General features: G+C 73.3%; 15 protein-coding genes. 6 read left to right on the top strand and 9 right to left on the bottom strand.

Annotation, left to right across the window (positions count from 1 at the left end):
- The first annotated feature begins 315 nt into the window (after positions 1 to 315).
- The 4 genes from ACFXGN_RS02860 to ACFXGN_RS02845 all read left to right on the top strand — a co-directional run bounded on the left by ACFXGN_RS02860 (position 316) and on the right by ACFXGN_RS02845 (position 5,217).
- The gene (locus tag ACFXGN_RS02860; protein WP_384852519.1) at positions 316 to 1,647 is read left to right on the top strand and encodes an ABC transporter substrate-binding protein; all 1,332 of its coding nucleotides are present in this window, start codon (positions 316 to 318) and stop codon (positions 1,645 to 1,647) included.
- Between the two features lie 88 nt (positions 1,648 to 1,735).
- Positions 1,736 to 2,740 (top strand): carbohydrate ABC transporter permease, encoded by a 1,005-nt coding sequence (locus tag ACFXGN_RS02855; protein WP_384852516.1) that lies wholly within the window; start codon positions 1,736 to 1,738, stop codon positions 2,738 to 2,740.
- A 4-nt stretch (positions 2,741 to 2,744) separates the two neighbouring features.
- A complete protein-coding gene (locus ACFXGN_RS02850; protein ID WP_384852513.1) occupies positions 2,745 to 3,692 on the top strand; it encodes a carbohydrate ABC transporter permease in 948 nt (315 codons plus the stop codon).
- Positions 3,693 to 3,774: 82 nt separating this feature from the next.
- Positions 3,775 to 5,217, top strand: coding sequence for a GH1 family beta-glucosidase (locus ACFXGN_RS02845; protein ID WP_384852510.1), 1,443 nt, complete (start codon positions 3,775 to 3,777; stop codon positions 5,215 to 5,217).
- Between the two features lie 83 nt (positions 5,218 to 5,300).
- Here the strand turns inward: ACFXGN_RS02845 and ACFXGN_RS02840 are convergent, their stop codons facing one another.
- Entirely contained in the window at positions 5,301 to 5,771 is a 471-nt protein-coding gene (locus tag ACFXGN_RS02840; RefSeq protein WP_384852507.1) for a hypothetical protein, read from the bottom strand.
- A gap of 177 nt (positions 5,772 to 5,948) precedes the next feature.
- The gene (locus tag ACFXGN_RS02835) at positions 5,949 to 6,770 is read right to left on the bottom strand and encodes an IclR family transcriptional regulator (RefSeq protein ID WP_384852504.1); all 822 of its coding nucleotides are present in this window, start codon (positions 6,768 to 6,770) and stop codon (positions 5,949 to 5,951) included.
- A gap of 209 nt (positions 6,771 to 6,979) precedes the next feature.
- On the opposite strand from ACFXGN_RS02835, the gene ACFXGN_RS02830 reads away from it, so the two are divergent.
- Positions 6,980 to 8,044 (top strand): glycerophosphodiester phosphodiesterase, encoded by a 1,065-nt coding sequence (locus ACFXGN_RS02830; protein WP_384852501.1) that lies wholly within the window; start codon positions 6,980 to 6,982, stop codon positions 8,042 to 8,044.
- Between the two features lie 133 nt (positions 8,045 to 8,177).
- Here ACFXGN_RS02830 and ACFXGN_RS02825 read toward each other — a convergent pair whose 3' ends face one another.
- Genes ACFXGN_RS02825 through ACFXGN_RS02815 form a run of 3 tightly spaced genes read right to left on the bottom strand, consistent with a single transcriptional unit; the run spans position 8,178 to position 10,176 of the window.
- Positions 8,178 to 9,242 (bottom strand): CU044_5270 family protein, encoded by a 1,065-nt coding sequence (locus ACFXGN_RS02825; RefSeq protein ID WP_384852499.1) that lies wholly within the window; start codon positions 9,240 to 9,242, stop codon positions 8,178 to 8,180.
- On the bottom strand, positions 9,239 to 9,907 hold the full coding sequence (locus ACFXGN_RS02820) for an RNA polymerase sigma factor (protein ID WP_384852496.1): 669 nt from the start codon (positions 9,905 to 9,907) through the stop codon (positions 9,239 to 9,241). Before ACFXGN_RS02820 ends, ACFXGN_RS02825 begins: the two co-directional genes overlap by 4 nt.
- Complete coding sequence (locus ACFXGN_RS02815; protein ID WP_384852493.1) at positions 9,904 to 10,176, bottom strand: hypothetical protein; 273 nt, start codon at positions 10,174 to 10,176, stop codon at positions 9,904 to 9,906. The genes ACFXGN_RS02820 and ACFXGN_RS02815 overlap by 4 nt, the downstream gene beginning before the upstream one ends.
- A gap of 174 nt (positions 10,177 to 10,350) precedes the next feature.
- Between ACFXGN_RS02815 and ACFXGN_RS02810 the strand changes: the two genes are divergently transcribed.
- Positions 10,351 to 11,277, top strand: a complete 927-nt coding sequence (locus ACFXGN_RS02810; protein ID WP_384852490.1) for an LLM class F420-dependent oxidoreductase — start codon at positions 10,351 to 10,353, stop codon at positions 11,275 to 11,277.
- Between the two features lie 215 nt (positions 11,278 to 11,492).
- On the opposite strand, the gene ACFXGN_RS02805 is transcribed toward ACFXGN_RS02810, so the two are convergent.
- From ACFXGN_RS02805 to ACFXGN_RS02790, 4 genes are all read right to left on the bottom strand, one after another.
- The gene (locus tag ACFXGN_RS02805; protein WP_384852487.1) at positions 11,493 to 12,881 is read right to left on the bottom strand and encodes a rhodanese-like domain-containing protein; all 1,389 of its coding nucleotides are present in this window, start codon (positions 12,879 to 12,881) and stop codon (positions 11,493 to 11,495) included.
- A 156-nt stretch (positions 12,882 to 13,037) separates the two neighbouring features.
- Complete coding sequence (locus ACFXGN_RS02800) at positions 13,038 to 15,323, bottom strand: MMPL family transporter (protein ID WP_384852484.1); 2,286 nt, start codon at positions 15,321 to 15,323, stop codon at positions 13,038 to 13,040.
- Positions 15,324 to 15,458: 135 nt separating this feature from the next.
- Positions 15,459 to 16,163, bottom strand: a complete 705-nt coding sequence (locus tag ACFXGN_RS02795; protein WP_384852481.1) for a DUF2470 domain-containing protein — start codon at positions 16,161 to 16,163, stop codon at positions 15,459 to 15,461.
- Between the two features lie 104 nt (positions 16,164 to 16,267).
- A complete protein-coding gene (locus tag ACFXGN_RS02790; protein WP_384852478.1) occupies positions 16,268 to 16,543 on the bottom strand; it encodes a hypothetical protein in 276 nt (91 codons plus the stop codon).
- Positions 16,544 to 16,606: the final 63 nt, after the last annotated feature.

The raw sequence follows: 16,606 nt of genomic DNA, 5'->3' as shown, positions 1-16,606 counted from the left end.
ACGACCGGCTCCTTCGGCCCCACCCCGAACGCCACGGAAGGGCGTCCGGCCGTCGCGGCGGCGCGTTCAGGAGATGACGTGAGCGTGCCCGCCGAGGGTCGCGAAACCCCCCGGAAGGCCTTCCGGGGACGAATCCGCGTTCATGTCTTGACACCCGTACCCGCCAGGCAGCAACCTTCCGGCAACGACGTGGGAGCGCTCCCATCCGGGAGCGCGGAGCCTTGTGCCGGGTTCCGGCGGGCGCCGCCGAGCCGCGACCGGCCGGCCGGACCTCTGGGCGCACCACGAGCAGCACCTGGGGACGAGGAGAGTGGAATGCGCACTTCCAGCAGCAGACGCGGACGCCGTGCGGCGAGCGCGGCGGTCGCCGCCGTCATGACCGGCACCGCCCTGCTCACCGGCTGCGGCGGGGACGGCGGCGGAGCCGAGGGCGACGGAAGGATCACGCTGCGGGTGGGGACCTTCGGTTCCTTCGGCTACGACGACAAGACCGGCGCCAAGCTCTACGCCGAGTACGAGAAGACCCACCCCCGCATCAGGATCGAGGAATCGAACGTCGCCGACGGCCAGAAGTACTGGGACACCCTGAAGCTGCGCCTCTCCCGCGACAGCGGTCTCGCGGACATCCAGGCCGTCGAGGTGGGCTTCATCGCGGAGGCGACCGGCCCGTCCATGGCCGACAAGTGGGTGGACCTGAGCAAGGAGGGCGGCGCGGACATCGGCGCCTTCCTCGACTGGAAGGTCAAGCAGGCGACGACCCCGGACGGCAGGGTCATCGGCCTCGGCACGGACATCGGCCCGATGGCCGTCTGCTACGACAAGGACCTCTTCGCCAAGGCCGGGCTGCCCACCGACCGGGACGAGGTCGGCAGGCTGTGGGCGGGCGACTGGGCCAAGTTCCTGGAGACCGGAAGGACTTACCAGAAGAAGGCGCCCGCGGGCACCGCCTTCCACGACTCCGCGAGCGGCCTGTTCAACGCCGTGGTCTCCAGCGATCCGGTGCAGTACGCCGACGCGAGCGGCAAGCTCGACTGGGAGAACAGCCCCGGAGTGAAGAAGGCCTGGGACACCGCCGTCGCGGCGGCGCGGGGCGGACTCACCGCCCGACTGCGCCAGTTCGACGAGAAGGGCACCTGGAACGCGGCGTTCAAGAACTCCAGGTTCGCCACCGTCGCCTGCCCCAGCTGGATGACCGGCATCATCAAGGACCAGGCGGGCGCCGCCAACCAGGGGAAGTGGGACATCGCCGCCCCGCCCGTCGCGGGCAACTGGGGCGGCGCCTTCCTCGCCGTACCGAAGTCCGGGAAGCACACCGAGGAGGCGGCCGAGCTGGCCGCCTGGCTGACCGCCCCGGCGCAGCACGCCAAGGTGTTCGCGGTCAACGGCAACATCCCCTCGTCCAAGGACACCCTGACCTCACCGGCGGTCCAGGACGCCAAGCTGCCCTACTTCGGTGACACCCCGGTCGGCAGGATCTTCTCCGGCGCGGCGGCCCGGATCACGCCCGCCACGATCAGCCGCTACGACGGCCAGGTGAAGACCTTCCTCACCGACAACGGGATCCTCGACATCGAGCAGCGCGGCACCGACCCGGCCAAGGCCTGGGAGAACGTCAAGAAGCTGATCGACGACAAGATCGACCAGTAGCGGAGGCCGGGTGCACGGTCCGCCGCCGAGCGCGGCGGACCGGCACCGTCCGCACCACCCCCCGCATCGACCTGGAAGGACCGCCCCCGTGGCCACCTCCGTTCGGGCGCGGCCGGACGGCTCACCGCCGCCCTCCGCACCGCCCTCCTCCCCCGGCCCGCGCGGTCGCCGTGCCGCCCCGGCCGGTCTGCGCGGCGCCCTCTACCGCTGGGACGTCACCGCGGCCCCGTACCTCTTCGTCGCCCCCTTCTTCCTCACCTTCGCCGCCTTCGGCCTCTTCCCGCTGATCTACACCGGCTGGCTCTCGCTGAACCGGGTGGAGCTGGGCGGCGGCGCGCGGTGGAAGGGCCTGGAGAACTACACCGACCTGGCGACCAGCGAGTTCTTCTGGAACGCGCTCCTCAACACCTTCACCATCGGGGTGATCTCGACCGTCCCGCAGCTCCTCATGGCCCTGGGGCTCGCCCATCTGCTCCACTACAAGCTGCGGGGCCGGGGCTTCTTCCGGGTGGCGGTCCTCGCCCCGTACGCCACCTCGATCGCGGCGGCGACGCTGGTCTTCGCCCAGCTGTTCAACACCGACTACGGGCTGATCAACACCTTCCTCGACGTGGTCGGGATCGGCCCGGTCGACTGGGAGGCGTCCCGGTGGCCCGCCCAGATCGCGATCTCCACGATCGTCGTCTGGCGCTGGACCGGCTACAACGCGCTGATCTACCTGGCCGCGATGCAGGCCGTGCCACGGGACCTGTACGAGGCCGCCGCGCTCGACGGGGCCTCCCGCTGGCGCCAGTTCCTCAGCGTCACCATCCCCTCCATCCGCCCGACCGTCCTGTTCACGATCGTCGTCTCCACCATCGGCGCCACCCAGCTGTTCGGCGAGCCGATGCTGTACGGCGGGAGCGTCGGCATCAGCGGCGGCAGCGGCAACCAGTTCCAGACCCTGAGCCTGCTGATGTACGAGAAGGGCTGGGTGACCGGCGCGCTGGGGCAGGCTTCGGCGCTCGCATGGGTCATGCTGCTGCTCCTGCTGATCGTCGGCGGCGGCCAGGCCCTCGTCTCCCGCCACCACCGCAAGAAGCTGGGGGGCTGACCCGATGGCCCGCACTCTCGACCCGCCCCGCCGACCCCGCCCGCCCCGCAGGTCCCGTCCGCCCCATCGGTCCCGCCCGGCGCCGGGGACGGCCCGGCCGGGACGGCGGACACGCCCGGCCGCCGGACGGCAGCACCACGCCGGACCCCTGACGTACGTCCTGCTCGCCGTGGCGGCGGTGGTCTCGCTCTTCCCGCTGTACTGGAACGTGGTCGCCGCCTCGCACACCGGCGAGCGGGTGGTGGAGGCCCCCGCACCGCTGCTGCCCGGCTCCCGTCTCCTGGAGAACCTCACCTTCGCCTGGAACCAGGTCGACATGGGCGAGGCGCTGGTCAACACGACGATCGTGGCGAGCCTGGTGGCCGCGTCCACCGTCCTGTTCTCCACGCTCGCCGGGTTCGCCTTCGCGAAACTCCCCTTCCGGGGCCGTGGGCTGCTGCTGTCGCTGGTGGTCGCCACCATGACGATCCCGCCCCAGCTCAGTGTCATCCCGCTCTACCGGATCATCACCGACCTCGGCTGGGTCGACCAGCTCCAGTCGGTGGTGCTGCCCTCGCTCGTCGCCGCCTTCGGTGTGTTCTTCATGCGCCAGTACCTCGTCGAGGCGCTGCCCGTGGAGCTGGTGGAGGCGGCCCGGATGGACGGCGCGCACAGTCTCCGGATCATCTGGCACGTGGTGTTCCCGGTGGCGCGGCCCGCGATGGCCGTGCTCGGAATGCTGGTCTTCGTCCAGGCGTGGAACGACTTCTTCTGGCCGTTCATCGCGCTCACTCCGGACGGCAGTCCCACCCTCCAGGTGGCGCTCGCGGGGCTCGGCGCGGGCAACCACAGCGTGGACCACGCCATCGTGCTGACCGGCGCCCTCATATCCACCATGCCGCTGCTGCTCGTCTTCGCCTTCCTCGGCAAGCACATCGTCGGCGGCATCACGGCCGGTGCGGTCAAGAGCTGACCGGCCGCCCCTCACCCCACTTCACTTCACTTCACTTCACTTCACGGTACTCATCCCGCACACGCGTTGGGAGCTTCCTCCTATGACCGCGTCCGAAACCCGGCCGCTCACCGTCACCCGCTCGTTCCCGCCCGGCTTCCTCTGGGGCGCGGCCACCGCCGCGTACCAGATCGAGGGAGCAGCGGCGGAGGACGGCCGTACGCCGTCCATCTGGGACACCTTCTCGCACACCCCCGGCAAGGTCTTCGGGGGGCACACCGGTGACGTGGCCGTGGACCACTACCACCGGTTCCGCGAGGACGTCCGCATCATGTCCGAACTCGGCCTGGACGCCTACCGGTTCTCCGTCTCCTGGTCCCGGGTGCAGCCGACCGGCCGGGGTCCGGCCGTGCAGAAGGGCCTCGACTTCTACCGGGCGCTGGTCGACGAACTGCTCGCCGCCGGGATCGAGCCCGCGCTCACGCTCTACCACTGGGACCTGCCGCAGGAGTTGGAGGACGCGGGCGGCTGGCCGGAGCGGGCCACCGCCGAGCGGTTCGCCGAGTACGCGGGGATCGTCGCCGACGCCCTCGGCGACCGGGTGGTCCGCTGGACCACGCTCAACGAGCCCTGGTGCACGGCTTTCCTGGGGTACGGCTCCGGGGTGCACGCCCCGGGCCGCACCGACCCGGTGGCCTCGCTGCGGGCCGCGCACCACCTCAACCTGGGGCACGGGCTGGCGGTCCAGGCCCTGCGGTCGGCGCTGCCCGCCGACCGGCAGCTCGCCGTCTCGCTCAATCTGCACGAGGTGCGTCCGCTGACCGGTTCCGCCGGGGACCTGGACGCGGCCCGCCGGATCGACGCGGTCGGCAACCGGATCTGGCTGGGTCCGATGCTGGCGGGCGCCTATCCGGAGGACCTGCTGGCCGACACGGCCCGGGTGACCGACTGGTCCTTCGTCCGGGACGGCGACACGGCCGCCGTACGGCAGCCGCTGGACCTCCTCGCGGTCAACTACTACACGCCGACGGTGGTTTCGGAGGTTCCCGAGGGGGCTGAGAAGCCCCAGGACGACGGGCACGGCGACAGCGCGCACTCGCCGTGGCCGGGCGCGGACCGGGTCGCCTTCCACCGGGCGCCGGGCGGACGGACCGCGATGGGCTGGCCGGTCGACGCGAGCGGACTGTACGACCTGCTGGTGCGGCTCTCGGCCGCGTACCCCGGACTTCCGCTGGTGATCAGCGAGAACGGGGCGGCCTACGAGGACGTGGTGGCCCCCGACGGCTCCGTGCACGATCCCGAGCGGGCCGCCTACGTCCACGCGCATCTGACGGCGGTGCACCGGGCGATCGAGGACGGGGCCGATGTGCGCGGCTACTTCCTCTGGTCGCTCCTGGACAACTTCGAGTGGGCGTACGGCTACGCGAAGCGGTTCGGCGCGGTGCGGGTGGACTACGACACCCTGGAGCGGACGCCGAAGTCCAGCGCCCGCTGGTACGGGCGGGTGGCGCGGTCGGGCGAACTGGTCGCCCCTGGCGCGGACTGACCCGGGGCGGACGGAGGGGCCGTGCCGGTCGCCCGGCACGACCCCCTTCCCCCCTCGCCCGCCGGGCGCCCCGGCGGCTCCGGTCAGATGTCGATGACGCGGTAGCCGATCACGTAGACGCCGCCGGAGCCCTCGACGGTGCGCCACTGGGTCTCGGCGCCGACCTCGGTGCCGGTGACGAGGGTGGCGCCGAGCTTGTCGTCGCCGCCGAAGGAGTCGTAGTCCCAGAGGGTCAGGGTGCGGGCCTGCTGCTTGCCGAGGACGAGGGCCGCGCTGCTGTTGCCGTCGGCCATGGAGCGGACGTAACCGGTGCCCATGGTCTGGTACTTGACGCCGTTGCCGGGCCAGACCTTGACGGCGTTGCCGTTGGCGTCGGTGATCTTCAGATAGGCCTCGTCGTGGTCGCCCTCGCTGTTCTGCTGGCAGTGCAGTTCGACGAGTTCGATCCGCACGTAGTCGATCGGCTCGGCCTGGGCGGTCCCGGCGAAGGCGGCGACGCTGCCGAGCCCGAGAAGGGCGGTGGCGGCGGCTCGGGCGAATCGGTTCTTGCTCATGTGGTCCCCCCACACATCGGGTCACTGGTGTGACTGTGGTTCCGGACCGCCCGTCCGGGCGGTTCCGGTGTGCCGTTTCCCCCCGGCACGCACACCACTGTGCCCGTCGTCCGCGTCCCGTTCTACGCGCGTTCCACTGGCCGGAACAGGGGCGCCCGACCCTCCCTCGTACGTCCCTCAGAGCACGGGCGCGGCGGCCGGGACGGTGCGCGACGGGCCGCCCCGGCCGAGCGCGCGGGTGATCGCGGCGCCCGCCTCGGCGACGGCCCGGCCCAGCGCGTCGAGCGGCCGTCCCGCCGGGACCATGGCGGCGAGCGCCGCGACCGTGCGCCCGTCGGGGGCGCGGACCGGGAGCGCGGCGCAGCACACTCCGGCCAGCACGTCCTCGCGGTCGAGGACGGGTCCGCCGCGCAGGGGTCCCGTGAGGGCCTTCCCCGCGGCGGTGTCCAGGCGGAACGCGAGGCCGTCCCGGACGGGCAGGACCGGTTCGAGGTCGCCCGGCACCGAACCGACGGTGATCGCCATCTCCTCGCGCAGCACGGTGAGGACCAGGCTGGCCCCGGTGGCGGCGCGGAGCCGCTGGAGCGGGAGCCGGGCGGCGGGCCGCAGTCCGGGGTGCGGCTCCCACGCCTGGCCCAGGCGGTAGAGCTGCGGGCCGACCCGGTAGCGGTTGCCCCGGCGTTCGACGGCGCCGAGTCCGACCAGTTGGTCGAGCAGCCGGTGGACGCTTCCCTTGGGGACTCCGCAGATCAGCGCGAGTTCGGTCACCCCGGCCTCGTCGCCGCTCCGCCGCAGGGCGTCGAGCAGCGCGAACGCGCCTTCGAGGACGCCCCGGCCGTGCGTCCGGACGGCCGGGGCGGCGGGCTCCGGCGCCGGACCCGTGCTGCTTCCGGGCGTCCGCCGGGCATCCGTACGGCCGGGGGCCGGGCCTGTGCCGCCCCCGGGACCACCGTCGGGGCCGCCGTCTCCGGCCGGTCCGTTTCCCGCCACTCTGTCCATGGGTCCCCCTGACTCCCGCGCCCGGCCGAGATCCCCCGATGGCACGGCTCCGGGCACGTCCTCACCATGCCGCAGGGGGGACGATTCCGGCGAAGGGCTCGTGCCGCCCGCCGTGTCGCGGCCAGGCCCCCTCCAGGACCTGTCGTCACATTCCCGCCTGCCCCACAGCGACGACGGGAATGTGACGACAGGCCCTAGACTGTCCGGACATGAGAGACCCTCAGCCTCCCACCGCCCGGTCCCGTCGACGCGCGGCGGCCACCCTCGCCGCCCTCGCCGCCGTCGTGGGAATCGCGACCGCCGTCGAGGTCACCGCCCCGCTGTCACCCTCGACGGCCCTCCCCGTGGCGGGCGCCGCCGCGAGAGCGCTCCTCGTCGGTCCACCCGGACCGGGGAGCGGGGTCGGGGTCCTGGCGCCCCGGCCGCAGGGCGGCGGGAGGCACGAGGTGCCGACGGGCGACGCCAAGGCCGGGGACCGGACCACGGGGGCGCACCAGCCCGCGCGGGCGGCCGGTCGTCTCCCGCTGCGCGCCGCCGGGGCGCCTCCGACGGTGATCGCCCACCGGGGCGCCCCCTCCGCCGCGCCCGAGAACACCCTGGTGTCGGACGAGGTGGCCCGCCGGGGCAGGGCCGTCTGGATCGAGAACGACGTCCAGCCGAGCAAGGACGGCGTGCCGTACGTGCTCCACGACACGACCGTGGACCGGACCACCGACGGCACGGGTCCGATCCGTTCGCTGACGGCTGCCCAGATCGACGCCCTGGACGCCGGTTCCTGGTTCGCCCCCGTCTACGCGGGCACCCGGGTGCCGACCCTGGCCGCCCAGCTCAAGGACCTCAGGGAGCGCGGCGGGAAGATGCTCCTGGAGGTCAAGGGGCCGCACAGCCGCGCCGAGGTGGCCCGGATCGTCCAGGAGGTCCGGGACCAGGACATGACCGGCCGGGTCTTCGTCCAGAGCTTCGACCCTGCGTCCCTGCGGTACGTCCGCGAGCTGGCGCCCGAACTGCCGCTGGGGCTGCTGCGCGACACCCTCGACGCCGATCCGGTGGCACTGGCCGGGAAACTGGGCCTGGCCGCGTACAACGTCTCGGACGGCGCGCTCCGCACCCGTCCGGAACTGGTCGGGCAACTGCACGCGGCGGGCGTGGCGGTCAATGTGTGGACCGTGGACACCCCGGCGCGCTGGAAGGCCCTGGACGCGCTCGGGGTGGACGGGATCATCACCAACCGCGCCACGGAACTGGGCGGTTGGGCCTCGGGCCGGACCGACTGAGCCCGATGCGGGGCACGGTCGGTCCGGCCGTACGGGCAGGGCGGTCCGGCCGTACGGGTAGGCCTGCCCGGCCGTACGGGTAGGCCTGCCCGGTCGTACGGGCAGGCGTTCCGGTCGTACGGGCAGGGCGGTCCTACGGAGCGACCTTCATGTCGTCGACGAAGGTGCGGACCATGATCGCGTTGGTGTACATGACGGTGCCGGGCTTGACCACCGCGTCCGCACCGGTCCCGGGGTTCACCTGCACGCTCCGGGTGCCCAGGAAGGTGAGGGTCTTCCGGTCGAAGATCCACTCGGTGCGCTGGCCGCCGACGGGGTCGAGCCGGGCGATCGCGACGCCCTTGCGTCCCGCCGCGTCGGTGGCGCCGTCGACGATGACGACACCGGGGATCTTCGCCGCGGCCTTGTAGAGCGCGGACGCGAGCCGGGGCGACGGCCAGCTCTCCACGAGGAGGTCGCCGATGGTGGAGAACGCCTGCTGGTCCTTGCCGTTGCCCTGGCCCCGGGTCTCCTTGTAGATCTTCCGGAGCAGGGCGTCGGGCTGGGTGGGCAGGGTGGCCAGATAGTCGTGCGAGGGTGCGCCGAGGTGGGGCTCGGGCACCTTGCCCCGCTCGTCCAGCCCTTCGAGGGTGATGCCTTCGGGTCCGGTGTTGCCGGGCTCGATCAGCCAGCCCTTGAGGCCGTCCGGGGACTTCCAGGCGCGGCGGGTGTGGAGGGGGTCGCTGACCACGCTGGTGACGCCGTCGACGGTCTTGACGTGGGTGCCCGCGACCCGGGACTCGAAGTAGAGGTACTGGCCGGCGCGGCTCTCGGGGGCCTCGGTACCCGCGGCGACGAGCGAGATGCGGTCGAGGAGCCGGGGAGCCCCCTGGCTGTCGGCGGTGCCGATCGAGGTGGTCAGGACGGGGCCCGTGGCGCGGTCGTCCGGGCCCTGCGGGTCTCCGGTGAGGAGGAGGACGCCGACGGCGAGGGCTCCGGCGAGGGCGGTCGCCGTCGGAAGGAGGATCGCCTTCCGCAGGAACGGGTTGCGCGGGGCGGGCCGCGCGGCGGCGGTGAGGCGGTCGTCGTGGATCTGGTTCATCAGGCGCTCCTTGTGGAACAGGTGGCGGCCCGGGGGGAGTTCGCGCTCCTCGATGGCGGGGAGCTCTCCGGTGGTGTTCCGGTGTGCCGTGGTCGGCTTGTTCGGTTCGGGGTTCATCGGATTCCTTCCTGCGCGGGCCGGACCGTTGTCACGCGGTCACCTGTTGTCTGTCGGGAGCGGGGGGCGGGTTCCCGATCCGGGGGCACGGATTCCCGGCGTCCTTCGCGGGCGAGTTCCTCCTCCGCGCCGTCACGGAGCCGGGAGCGGGCGCGGGAGAGCCGGGAGCGGACGGTGCCGACGGGCAGTCCGAGGGCTTCGGCGGCCTCGGTGTAGGCGAGGCCCTCCCAGAGGCAGAGCACGAGGATCTCGCGTTCGGTGCGGCGCAGGGAGGCCAGGGCCCGGAGGGTGGCGGCGATCCGGCGCCGGTCGTCGAGGCGTCCGGCGACCTCGGCGGCGTGGTCGGGCACGGACGCCTCCGGCGGGCCCGCCGTGGCGTAGGCGAGGGCGGCGGCCCGGTAACGCCGGTTGCTCCGGCAGTGGTTGCGGGCGACGTTGGTGGCGACGCCCAGGAGCCAGGGGCGGATCGAACCCCCTTCGGGGTCCACCTTCTTCCGCAGCCGCCAGGCTTCGAGGAAGGTCGCCGCCATGACGTCCTCGGCGACCGACCAGTCTCCGGTCAGCCGGAAGGCGTGGTTGTAGACGCTCCGGGCGTAGGAGTCGAAGAGTTCGGCGAAGGCCGAAGGGTCCCCGTCCCTGATGCGTGCGCGCAGGTCGATGTTCACGTCCCTTGTCTGTCCGTCCCCCGGGCGGGGTTCCGGTGACCCGCGTCACAGCGGGAGGTGGGCTCGTCCGGGAGTCCGGGGTCGACGACGCGCGGGATCGTCCCGACGTCCCCGGGGTCGGCCGCCGCCCTCGGCGGCTCCCGGGCGGCCCGGTACTCGGCGGCGGGCCGGGCGCGCCGGGCGGGGTCGAGGGAGGGGGCGCCCGCCTCGCCGGTCCGTCCGGCAGGTGCCCGTGCGACGGGCGCGTCCACCTCTGAGGATGTCGTCATCGCCCCATCGTCGCGGGGGTGTCCCCGGCGCCGCGCCGGGGGCCTGCGGCTTCCCCTGTCGTCTCGCGGCCCGGCGCGGCGACGGGGACACCCCCCCGTGTCGCGGCCCGACGCGCAACACAGTGTTCACACCCGGAGGGAATTCCCTTTCCCCGTAGTCGGGTTGGCCCGTTCATGACTCTGGGAGTGACACTCGCATCGACCTCCGTCCAGCACACGATCGACGACACGGTGGCGCTCGCGCGCGAGGCCCGCGACGCGGGACTGCGTTCGGCGTGGTTCGGCCAGACCTTCGGGTACGACTCGCCGTCGCTCGCGGCGATCGTCGGACGGGAGGTGCCGGGCCTGCACGTGGGGACCTCCGCGATCCCGGTCTTCGGCAGGCATCCGCTGATCGTCTCCAGCCAGGCGCAGACGGCACAGGCGGCGACCGGGGGCCGCTACCACCTCGGGCTCGCGCTCGGCACCAGGCAGCTGACCGAGGACGGTTTCGGCATCCCGTACCGGCGGCCCGTCGGTCTGCTCAGGGAGTTCCTGACGGCGCTGCGTCCGCTGCTGGAGACGGGCGAGGCGGATTTCCACGGGGAGCTGCTGACCGCGACGACGCCGTACTCGGCGGCGGTGCCGGGCGCCCGGCCCACCGTGCCGGTGCTGGTGGCCGCGATGGGGCCGCAGGCGCTGCGGGTCTCCGGTGAACTGGCCGACGGCATCCTGCCGTTCCTCGCGGGGCCCCGGGCGCTCGCCGAGCACATCGTCCCGGCGGTGACGGCGGCGGCGAGCGCGGCGGGCCGTCCCGCGCCCCGGATCGTGGCGCTCGTCCCGGGCGTCGTCACTTCGGACGTCGAGGCGGTACGGCGGGCCGCCGCCGGGGCGCTGGCGCTGTACGAGTCGATCCCCTCGTACCGGCGCGTCCTCGATCTGTCCGGGGTCTCGGGGGCGGCCGAGCTGGCGGCGATCGGCGACGAGGAGACCGTGGCGGCGGAGGTACGGCGCTACCGCGAGGCGGGCGCGACGGAGGTGGTGTTCACGTCGACGGACCTGGGCGGCGAGCAGGACCGCCGCCGCACCTGGAAACTGCTCGGGGAACTGGCCCGGAGCTGAGACCGGACGCCCCGACCGGGCGGGACTGTCCGGGGGGGGCGGCGGGGACGGGACGGGCGGAGGGCGGGGCGGGACCGTCCGGGGTGGCGGGGACGGGACGGACGGAGCGGTCTTCTGACGAACGCGTCCCGCCCCGGCCCCGGCGCCGGTCCGCGTGATGGCCCCGGCAACCGGGCCCGATCCTCCCGCCCCCGCCCCGCTCGTCCGGCGTCGCGTCAGGCTGCGGCCCGGTCCGCCGTGAGGGACCAGGCCGTCCAGCCGCCGAGGAGGTCGGAGACGTCCTCGAAGCCGTGGTGGCGCAGCAGGCTGGCGGCGACGGAGGAGCGGTGTCCGCCCGCGCAGTGCACGACGAGGGGCCGGTCGGCGGGGAGTTCGGCGGTGCGGGCGGACAGTTCGCTCAGCGGGATGTTCAGGGCGCCGTCGATGAAGCCCGCGGCCTCCCGCTCGCCTCGGGTGCGCACGTCCACGACGAGCGGCGGCCAGTCCCCGGCGAGGGCGGTCCGCAGCCGGGCGGCGGTGAGGCGGCCGGCCGGGACGACCTCGTCGGCCAGTTCGCGCAGGGCGTCCTCGGGGTTGCGGAGGTAGCCCGCGACCCGGTCGAAGCCGATGCGGGCGAGCCGGGTGACGACCTCGTCCGTACGGTTCTCCGGGGCGATCACCAGGAGGTCAGTGTCGGGGGTGAGGACGGTTCCGGCCTGTTCGGCGAAGCGTCCGTCGGCGGGTACGTTGACCGCGCCGCGCAGGTGTCCGGCGGCGAACTCCTGCGGGTCCCGGGCGTCGACGACGACCGCGCCCGCCCGGCGGAGCCCGGTGAAGTCCGCGCGGGACAGCGGACGGGGGGCCGTGGCGCCGTCGTAGAGGGGGCGTTCCCTGCGGTTGAGGTCGGCGTCGTAGGCGAAGTAGCCGGGGGCGGCGGGCTGGCCCTCGGTGACGAGGGCGACGAAGTCCGCGCGGTCCATGGGCGCGCAGGCGTAGTTGGTGGCGCGCTGCTCGCCGATGGTGGACGACTTCTCCGTGGACAGGTTCTTGCCGCAGGCCGATCCGGCGCCGTGGGCGGGGAAGACCCGGACCTCGTCGGGCAGGGACATCAGCTTGCGCTGGACGCTGTCGTGGAGCATCGCGCCGAGTTCCTCGGCGGTGACGCCGACGGAGGCGAGCAGGTCGGGTCGCCCGACGTCGCCGATGAAGAGGGCGTCGCCGGTCAGCACCCCGTACGGGACGGTGTCGTCGGCGTGTTCGTACACGAGGACGCTGATCGACTCGGGCGTGTGCCCGGGGGTCTCCATGATGCCGAGGGTGACGTCGCCGAGGGAGATCCGCTCGCCCTCGGCGAGCTTGCGGACGGGGTACTCGGTCTCGGCGCGGGAGCCGTAGCCGATCCAGGCTCCGGTGCGGTCGGCCATCTCCAGGTGTCCGGCGACGAAGTCCGCGTGGAAGTGGGTGTTGACGACCCCGACGACGGTGAGGCCCCGGGCTTCGGCGTCGGCGAGGTACTCGGAGACGTCCCGTCGCGGGTCGACGACCACCGCCCGGCCGGTCGTCTCGTCGGCGATCATGTACGAGGCCTGGGAGAGGCAGTCGAGGTAGTACTGCGCGAAGAACACGGCGGACCCTCCGTCCGGAGCGGGGTGCACCCGGTGGCGCCCCGCACGCCCGGATACCCCCATGGGTATGGATGCACTCGACCGTAAGCAGCCCGACGACCGAAGTCAAATACCCCCCTAGGTATCCAGAGGCCGCCGGGGTGCCGACGGAGGGGATCACCCCCGGGGCGTGGTGGCCGGAGGCGGGGCGGGCCGCTCCGGTCCCCCCTCGCCCTCGGTGTCCAGGTGGGGCAGGAGCCGGTCCAGGGAGCGGGGGGTCCACCAGGCGCGCCCGCCCAGCAGGGTCAGCACCGCGGGCACCAGGAGCAGCCGGACCACGGTGGCGTCGATGAGGACACTGGCCGCGAGGCCGAGACCGAGCATCTTCACCACGACGTTGTCCGAGAGGATGAACGCGGCGAAGACGCTCACCATGATCAGCGCCGCGCAGGTGATCACCCGGGCGGTGATCTCCAGGGCCTGGGCCACGGCGTCCTTGGCGTCACCGGTGCGCAGCCAGGCCTCGCGGACCCGGGACAGCAGGAAGATCTCGTAGTCCATGCTGAGCCCGAAGACGATGGCGAACATCATCATCGGCACATAGCTCTCGATGGGCACCTTGCCGGAGACGCCGAGCGCGGGTCCGCCCCAGCCCCACTGGAAGACGGCCACGACGACTCCGTACGAGGCGGCGATGGAGAGCACGTTGAGCACGGCGGCCTTGACCGCGACGAGCAGGCCCCGGAAGACGACGAGGATGACGAGGAAGGCGAGGGCGACGACGACGGAGATGATGAGCGGGAGCCTGCTGGAGACGATGTCGAGGAAGTCGACCTGGGCGGCGGTGGTGCCGGTGACGTAGGTCTTCGCGTCGGTGCCCGCCACCGCCCGCGGCAGGACGTCGTCGACGAGGTGGTCGGTGAGGTGGGTGGTCCGCTCGTCCTGGGGGGAGGCGACCGAGTAGGCGGTGCCGACGAGGACGTCGCCGTCGGGGGTGGCCTCGAGCGGGGTGACGGCGGCGGCGTCCGGCACTCCGGTGAGCGCCTGCTGGAGTCTGCCGGCGAGGGCGGCGCGGTCGGCGGCGGGTACGGCCGTCTGGTCGACGACGAGGGTGAGGGGGCCGTTCGCGCCGGGTCCGAAGGCGGTGGAGATCAGGTCGTACGCCCTCCGGTCGGTGAACGACTTCGGGTCGGCGCCGTCGCCGATGTGGCCGAGCTGGATGAAGAACAGCGGGATCGCGAGGACGGCGAGCGCGACGACTCCACCGGTCAGGAACCACCAGGGGCGTCTCTCGACCCGCCGGGCGTAGCGGTGCCAAGTGCCGTGGGCGGCGGCTCCGGGCTCGGCGTCGGTCTCGGCGACGGGCGGGCGTACGTGGTAGCGGTCGATCCGGCGGCCGACGAGGCCCAGTACGGCGGGGACGAGGGTGAGTGCGGCGAGGACGGCGGTGACGACCGTGAAGGCGGCTGCCAGGCCCAGTTTTCCGATGAAGGTGACGCCGGAGACCCAGAGGCCCGAGAGGGCGATGACGACCGTGCAGCCGGAGACGAGGACGGCCCGGCCGCTGGTGGCGGTCGCCAGGGCGGCGGATTCGGCGGGATCGTGCCCGTTCATGAGGTTCTGGCGGTGGCGGGTGACGAGGAACAGGGCGTAGTCGATGCCGACGCCGAGGCCGATCATGGTGGCCAGGGTGGGCGAGACCGTGCCGAAGGTGAAGGCGGCTGCGGCCAGGCCGAGGAGCGCGAGGCCGCAGACCGCCCCGAGGAGTGCCGTGATCAGGGGGAGGACGGCGGCGACGGCGCTGCCGAAGCCGATGAGCAGGACGAGGACGGCGACGGCGAAGCCGATGGCCTCGCTGGTGCGGTCGTCGGCCTGCGGCCGGGCGAGCTCACCGAGCGGTCCGCCGTACTCGACGGTGACTCCGGCGGCGCGCAGCGGCTGGACGGCGGCGTCGACGCCGGGCAGGTAGCCGGTGCCGAGGGTGGCGGGCGGGACGCTGAAGCGGACGGTGATGTAGGCGGTCCTGCCGTCGGTGGAGAGCGGACCGGTGTCGGGGGTGCCGGTGGGCGGCGGGGGCGGTGTGGTGCCCTGGGGCGGCAGTGGGTTCTGGGCGCTGAGGACGTCGGGCAGTTTCTGCAGGGAGGCGACGGCCGAGCCGACGGCGGCGGACTCGTCGGCGAGCGGTCCCGAGGGGCGGTTCAGGACGATCTGGGCGCCGTAGCCCCCGGCGGCGGGGTCGTGTGCCGTGAGGACGTCGAGGCCCTGCGCGGACTGCACTCCGGGGAGGGAGAAGTCGTCGGAGAACTGGCCGCCGACGGTCCGGTCGACGATCTGGAGTCCGGCGACCGCCGCCAGCCACAGGGCGATGACGACGAGGAAGTGGCGGGCGCACCAGTGGCCGAGCCGGTGGAGCGCGCCTCTGGGCGGTGACGGTCGGCCTGTGGCCGGGCTTCCAGCGTTCATGGCGGTGGCGTGTCCGGTTGGGGGTCCCCGAGCGGTCCCGGCGCCGACTGTGCGCGCCTACCCGGTCCATTGTTCGCCCGCCGGGGCGCTCCGGCATCCCGGCGGGTGCCGGGGGCCGTCGGGTCGGGTGCCGGGTCAGGTCAGGAGGCGGTTGGGGTGGGAGGCGCGGCGGGCGGCGGCGAACAGGGCGTGGATGCGGGCCCCGGCCTGGTCGACGTCGGTGACGGGGGTGGGGAAGGGCAGCCGGACGTCCTGGTCGCCGGAGGGGTGTTCGAGGCGGAGGGTGATGCCGTAGCGGTCGAGGGCGAGGGGGAGGGCGCGGACCATGTCGCGCTCGGGGCGCGGCCGGACGAGTCGCAGGAGGAGGGGGACGAGTTCGGCGTGGCGGTCGACGAGGTGGGTGAGCATGGACGCCTCGCAGGTGGCGAGGGGGTCGATGTCGGTGTCGTGGAGCTCTTCGAGGGTGATGAAGCTGCGGCCGGTGGCGTCCTCGACGAGTGCCTGTCCGAACTCCATGCAGATGCTGGTGTCCGCGTCGGTGCTGTACGGGGTGGCGAGGAGGCCGGTCAGGGTGACGCGGGCCCGCAGCCGGTCGCGTACGGGGGTGGGGGCGATGTCCGTGAACTCCAGGCGGACGGGGATGCGGGCGGCGGAGGCCGCGTGGGTCTCCTCGGCGGGGTCGTGGAGGTGGATGTGGCCCATGGGGCCGCCGCCGTCGAGCCGGTGGACCTCTTGCTGGTGCCCGTCGGACACGACCGTCATCGAGTGGGCGGCGGCGAGTACGGACCGGACGCGTTCGGCGGGGGTGGGGCGTGTGGCGCGGGGGCTGAAGGGGTGCATCCGAGTTCTCCCGGGCAGGTGACGGAGTCAGCGTTACTTAGGTAAGCCTAAGCTAACTTACAGTGCGGGTGCCAGGGAACCCCGCGACACGCCCGGACGCTCCGTCAGGGCGCGTCACCCGACCAGTCGAAGCGGGCCGCGTCACCCGGGCGCGGATCGTAGAAGGACCGGCCCGCCGCCCCGTGCCTGCCCAGCTCCGTCTCCAGGGCCACACCCGAGTCCCGCTCGTCCACCGCCCGCTCCGTGACATCGAGCAGCAGCCCGTCCAGCGGACCCCCCACCAGCTCCGCGTAGACCCGGCCGGGCCTCGGGCCCGGCCGGGGGTCGTCGTGCTCCTGGCCGTACACCCGGCCCCGCAACAGTTCCTCGTCCCTGTCCATGGGACCCAGCGTTCCAGCCGCCACTGACAACCGCCCCACGGGAACGGGCCGCTCACGGCCCGT

It is taken from the genome of Streptomyces sp. NPDC059247 (assembly GCF_042754005.1).
Taxonomy (GTDB): Bacteria; Actinomycetota; Actinomycetes; order Streptomycetales; family Streptomycetaceae; genus Streptomyces.
This window is presented reverse-complemented; position numbering and strand designations above follow the sequence as displayed.

Bases quoted from the DNA above. Each gene is read 5' to 3' on its own strand.
- ACFXGN_RS02800 (WP_384852484.1), bottom strand. From the start codon at position 15,323: ATGAACGCTGGAAGCCCGGCCACAGGCCGACCGTCACCGCCCAGAGGC.
- ACFXGN_RS02830 (WP_384852501.1), top strand. From the start codon at position 6,980: ATGAGAGACCCTCAGCCTCCCACCGCCCGGTCCCGTCGACGCGCGGCG.
- ACFXGN_RS02840 (WP_384852507.1), bottom strand. From the start codon at position 5,771: ATGAGCAAGAACCGATTCGCCCGAGCCGCCGCCACCGCCCTTCTCGGG.
- ACFXGN_RS02845 (WP_384852510.1), top strand. From the start codon at position 3,775: ATGACCGCGTCCGAAACCCGGCCGCTCACCGTCACCCGCTCGTTCCCG.
- ACFXGN_RS02790 (WP_384852478.1), bottom strand. From the start codon at position 16,543: ATGGACAGGGACGAGGAACTGTTGCGGGGCCGGGTGTACGGCCAGGAG.
- ACFXGN_RS02860 (WP_384852519.1), top strand. From the start codon at position 316: ATGCGCACTTCCAGCAGCAGACGCGGACGCCGTGCGGCGAGCGCGGCG.
- ACFXGN_RS02835 (WP_384852504.1), bottom strand. From the start codon at position 6,770: ATGGACAGAGTGGCGGGAAACGGACCGGCCGGAGACGGCGGCCCCGAC.
- ACFXGN_RS02815 (WP_384852493.1), bottom strand. From the start codon at position 10,176: ATGACGACATCCTCAGAGGTGGACGCGCCCGTCGCACGGGCACCTGCC.
- ACFXGN_RS02810 (WP_384852490.1), top strand. From the start codon at position 10,351: ATGACTCTGGGAGTGACACTCGCATCGACCTCCGTCCAGCACACGATC.
- ACFXGN_RS02795 (WP_384852481.1), bottom strand. From the start codon at position 16,163: ATGCACCCCTTCAGCCCCCGCGCCACACGCCCCACCCCCGCCGAACGC.
- ACFXGN_RS02825 (WP_384852499.1), bottom strand. From the start codon at position 9,242: ATGAACCCCGAACCGAACAAGCCGACCACGGCACACCGGAACACCACC.
- ACFXGN_RS02850 (WP_384852513.1), top strand. From the start codon at position 2,745: ATGGCCCGCACTCTCGACCCGCCCCGCCGACCCCGCCCGCCCCGCAGG.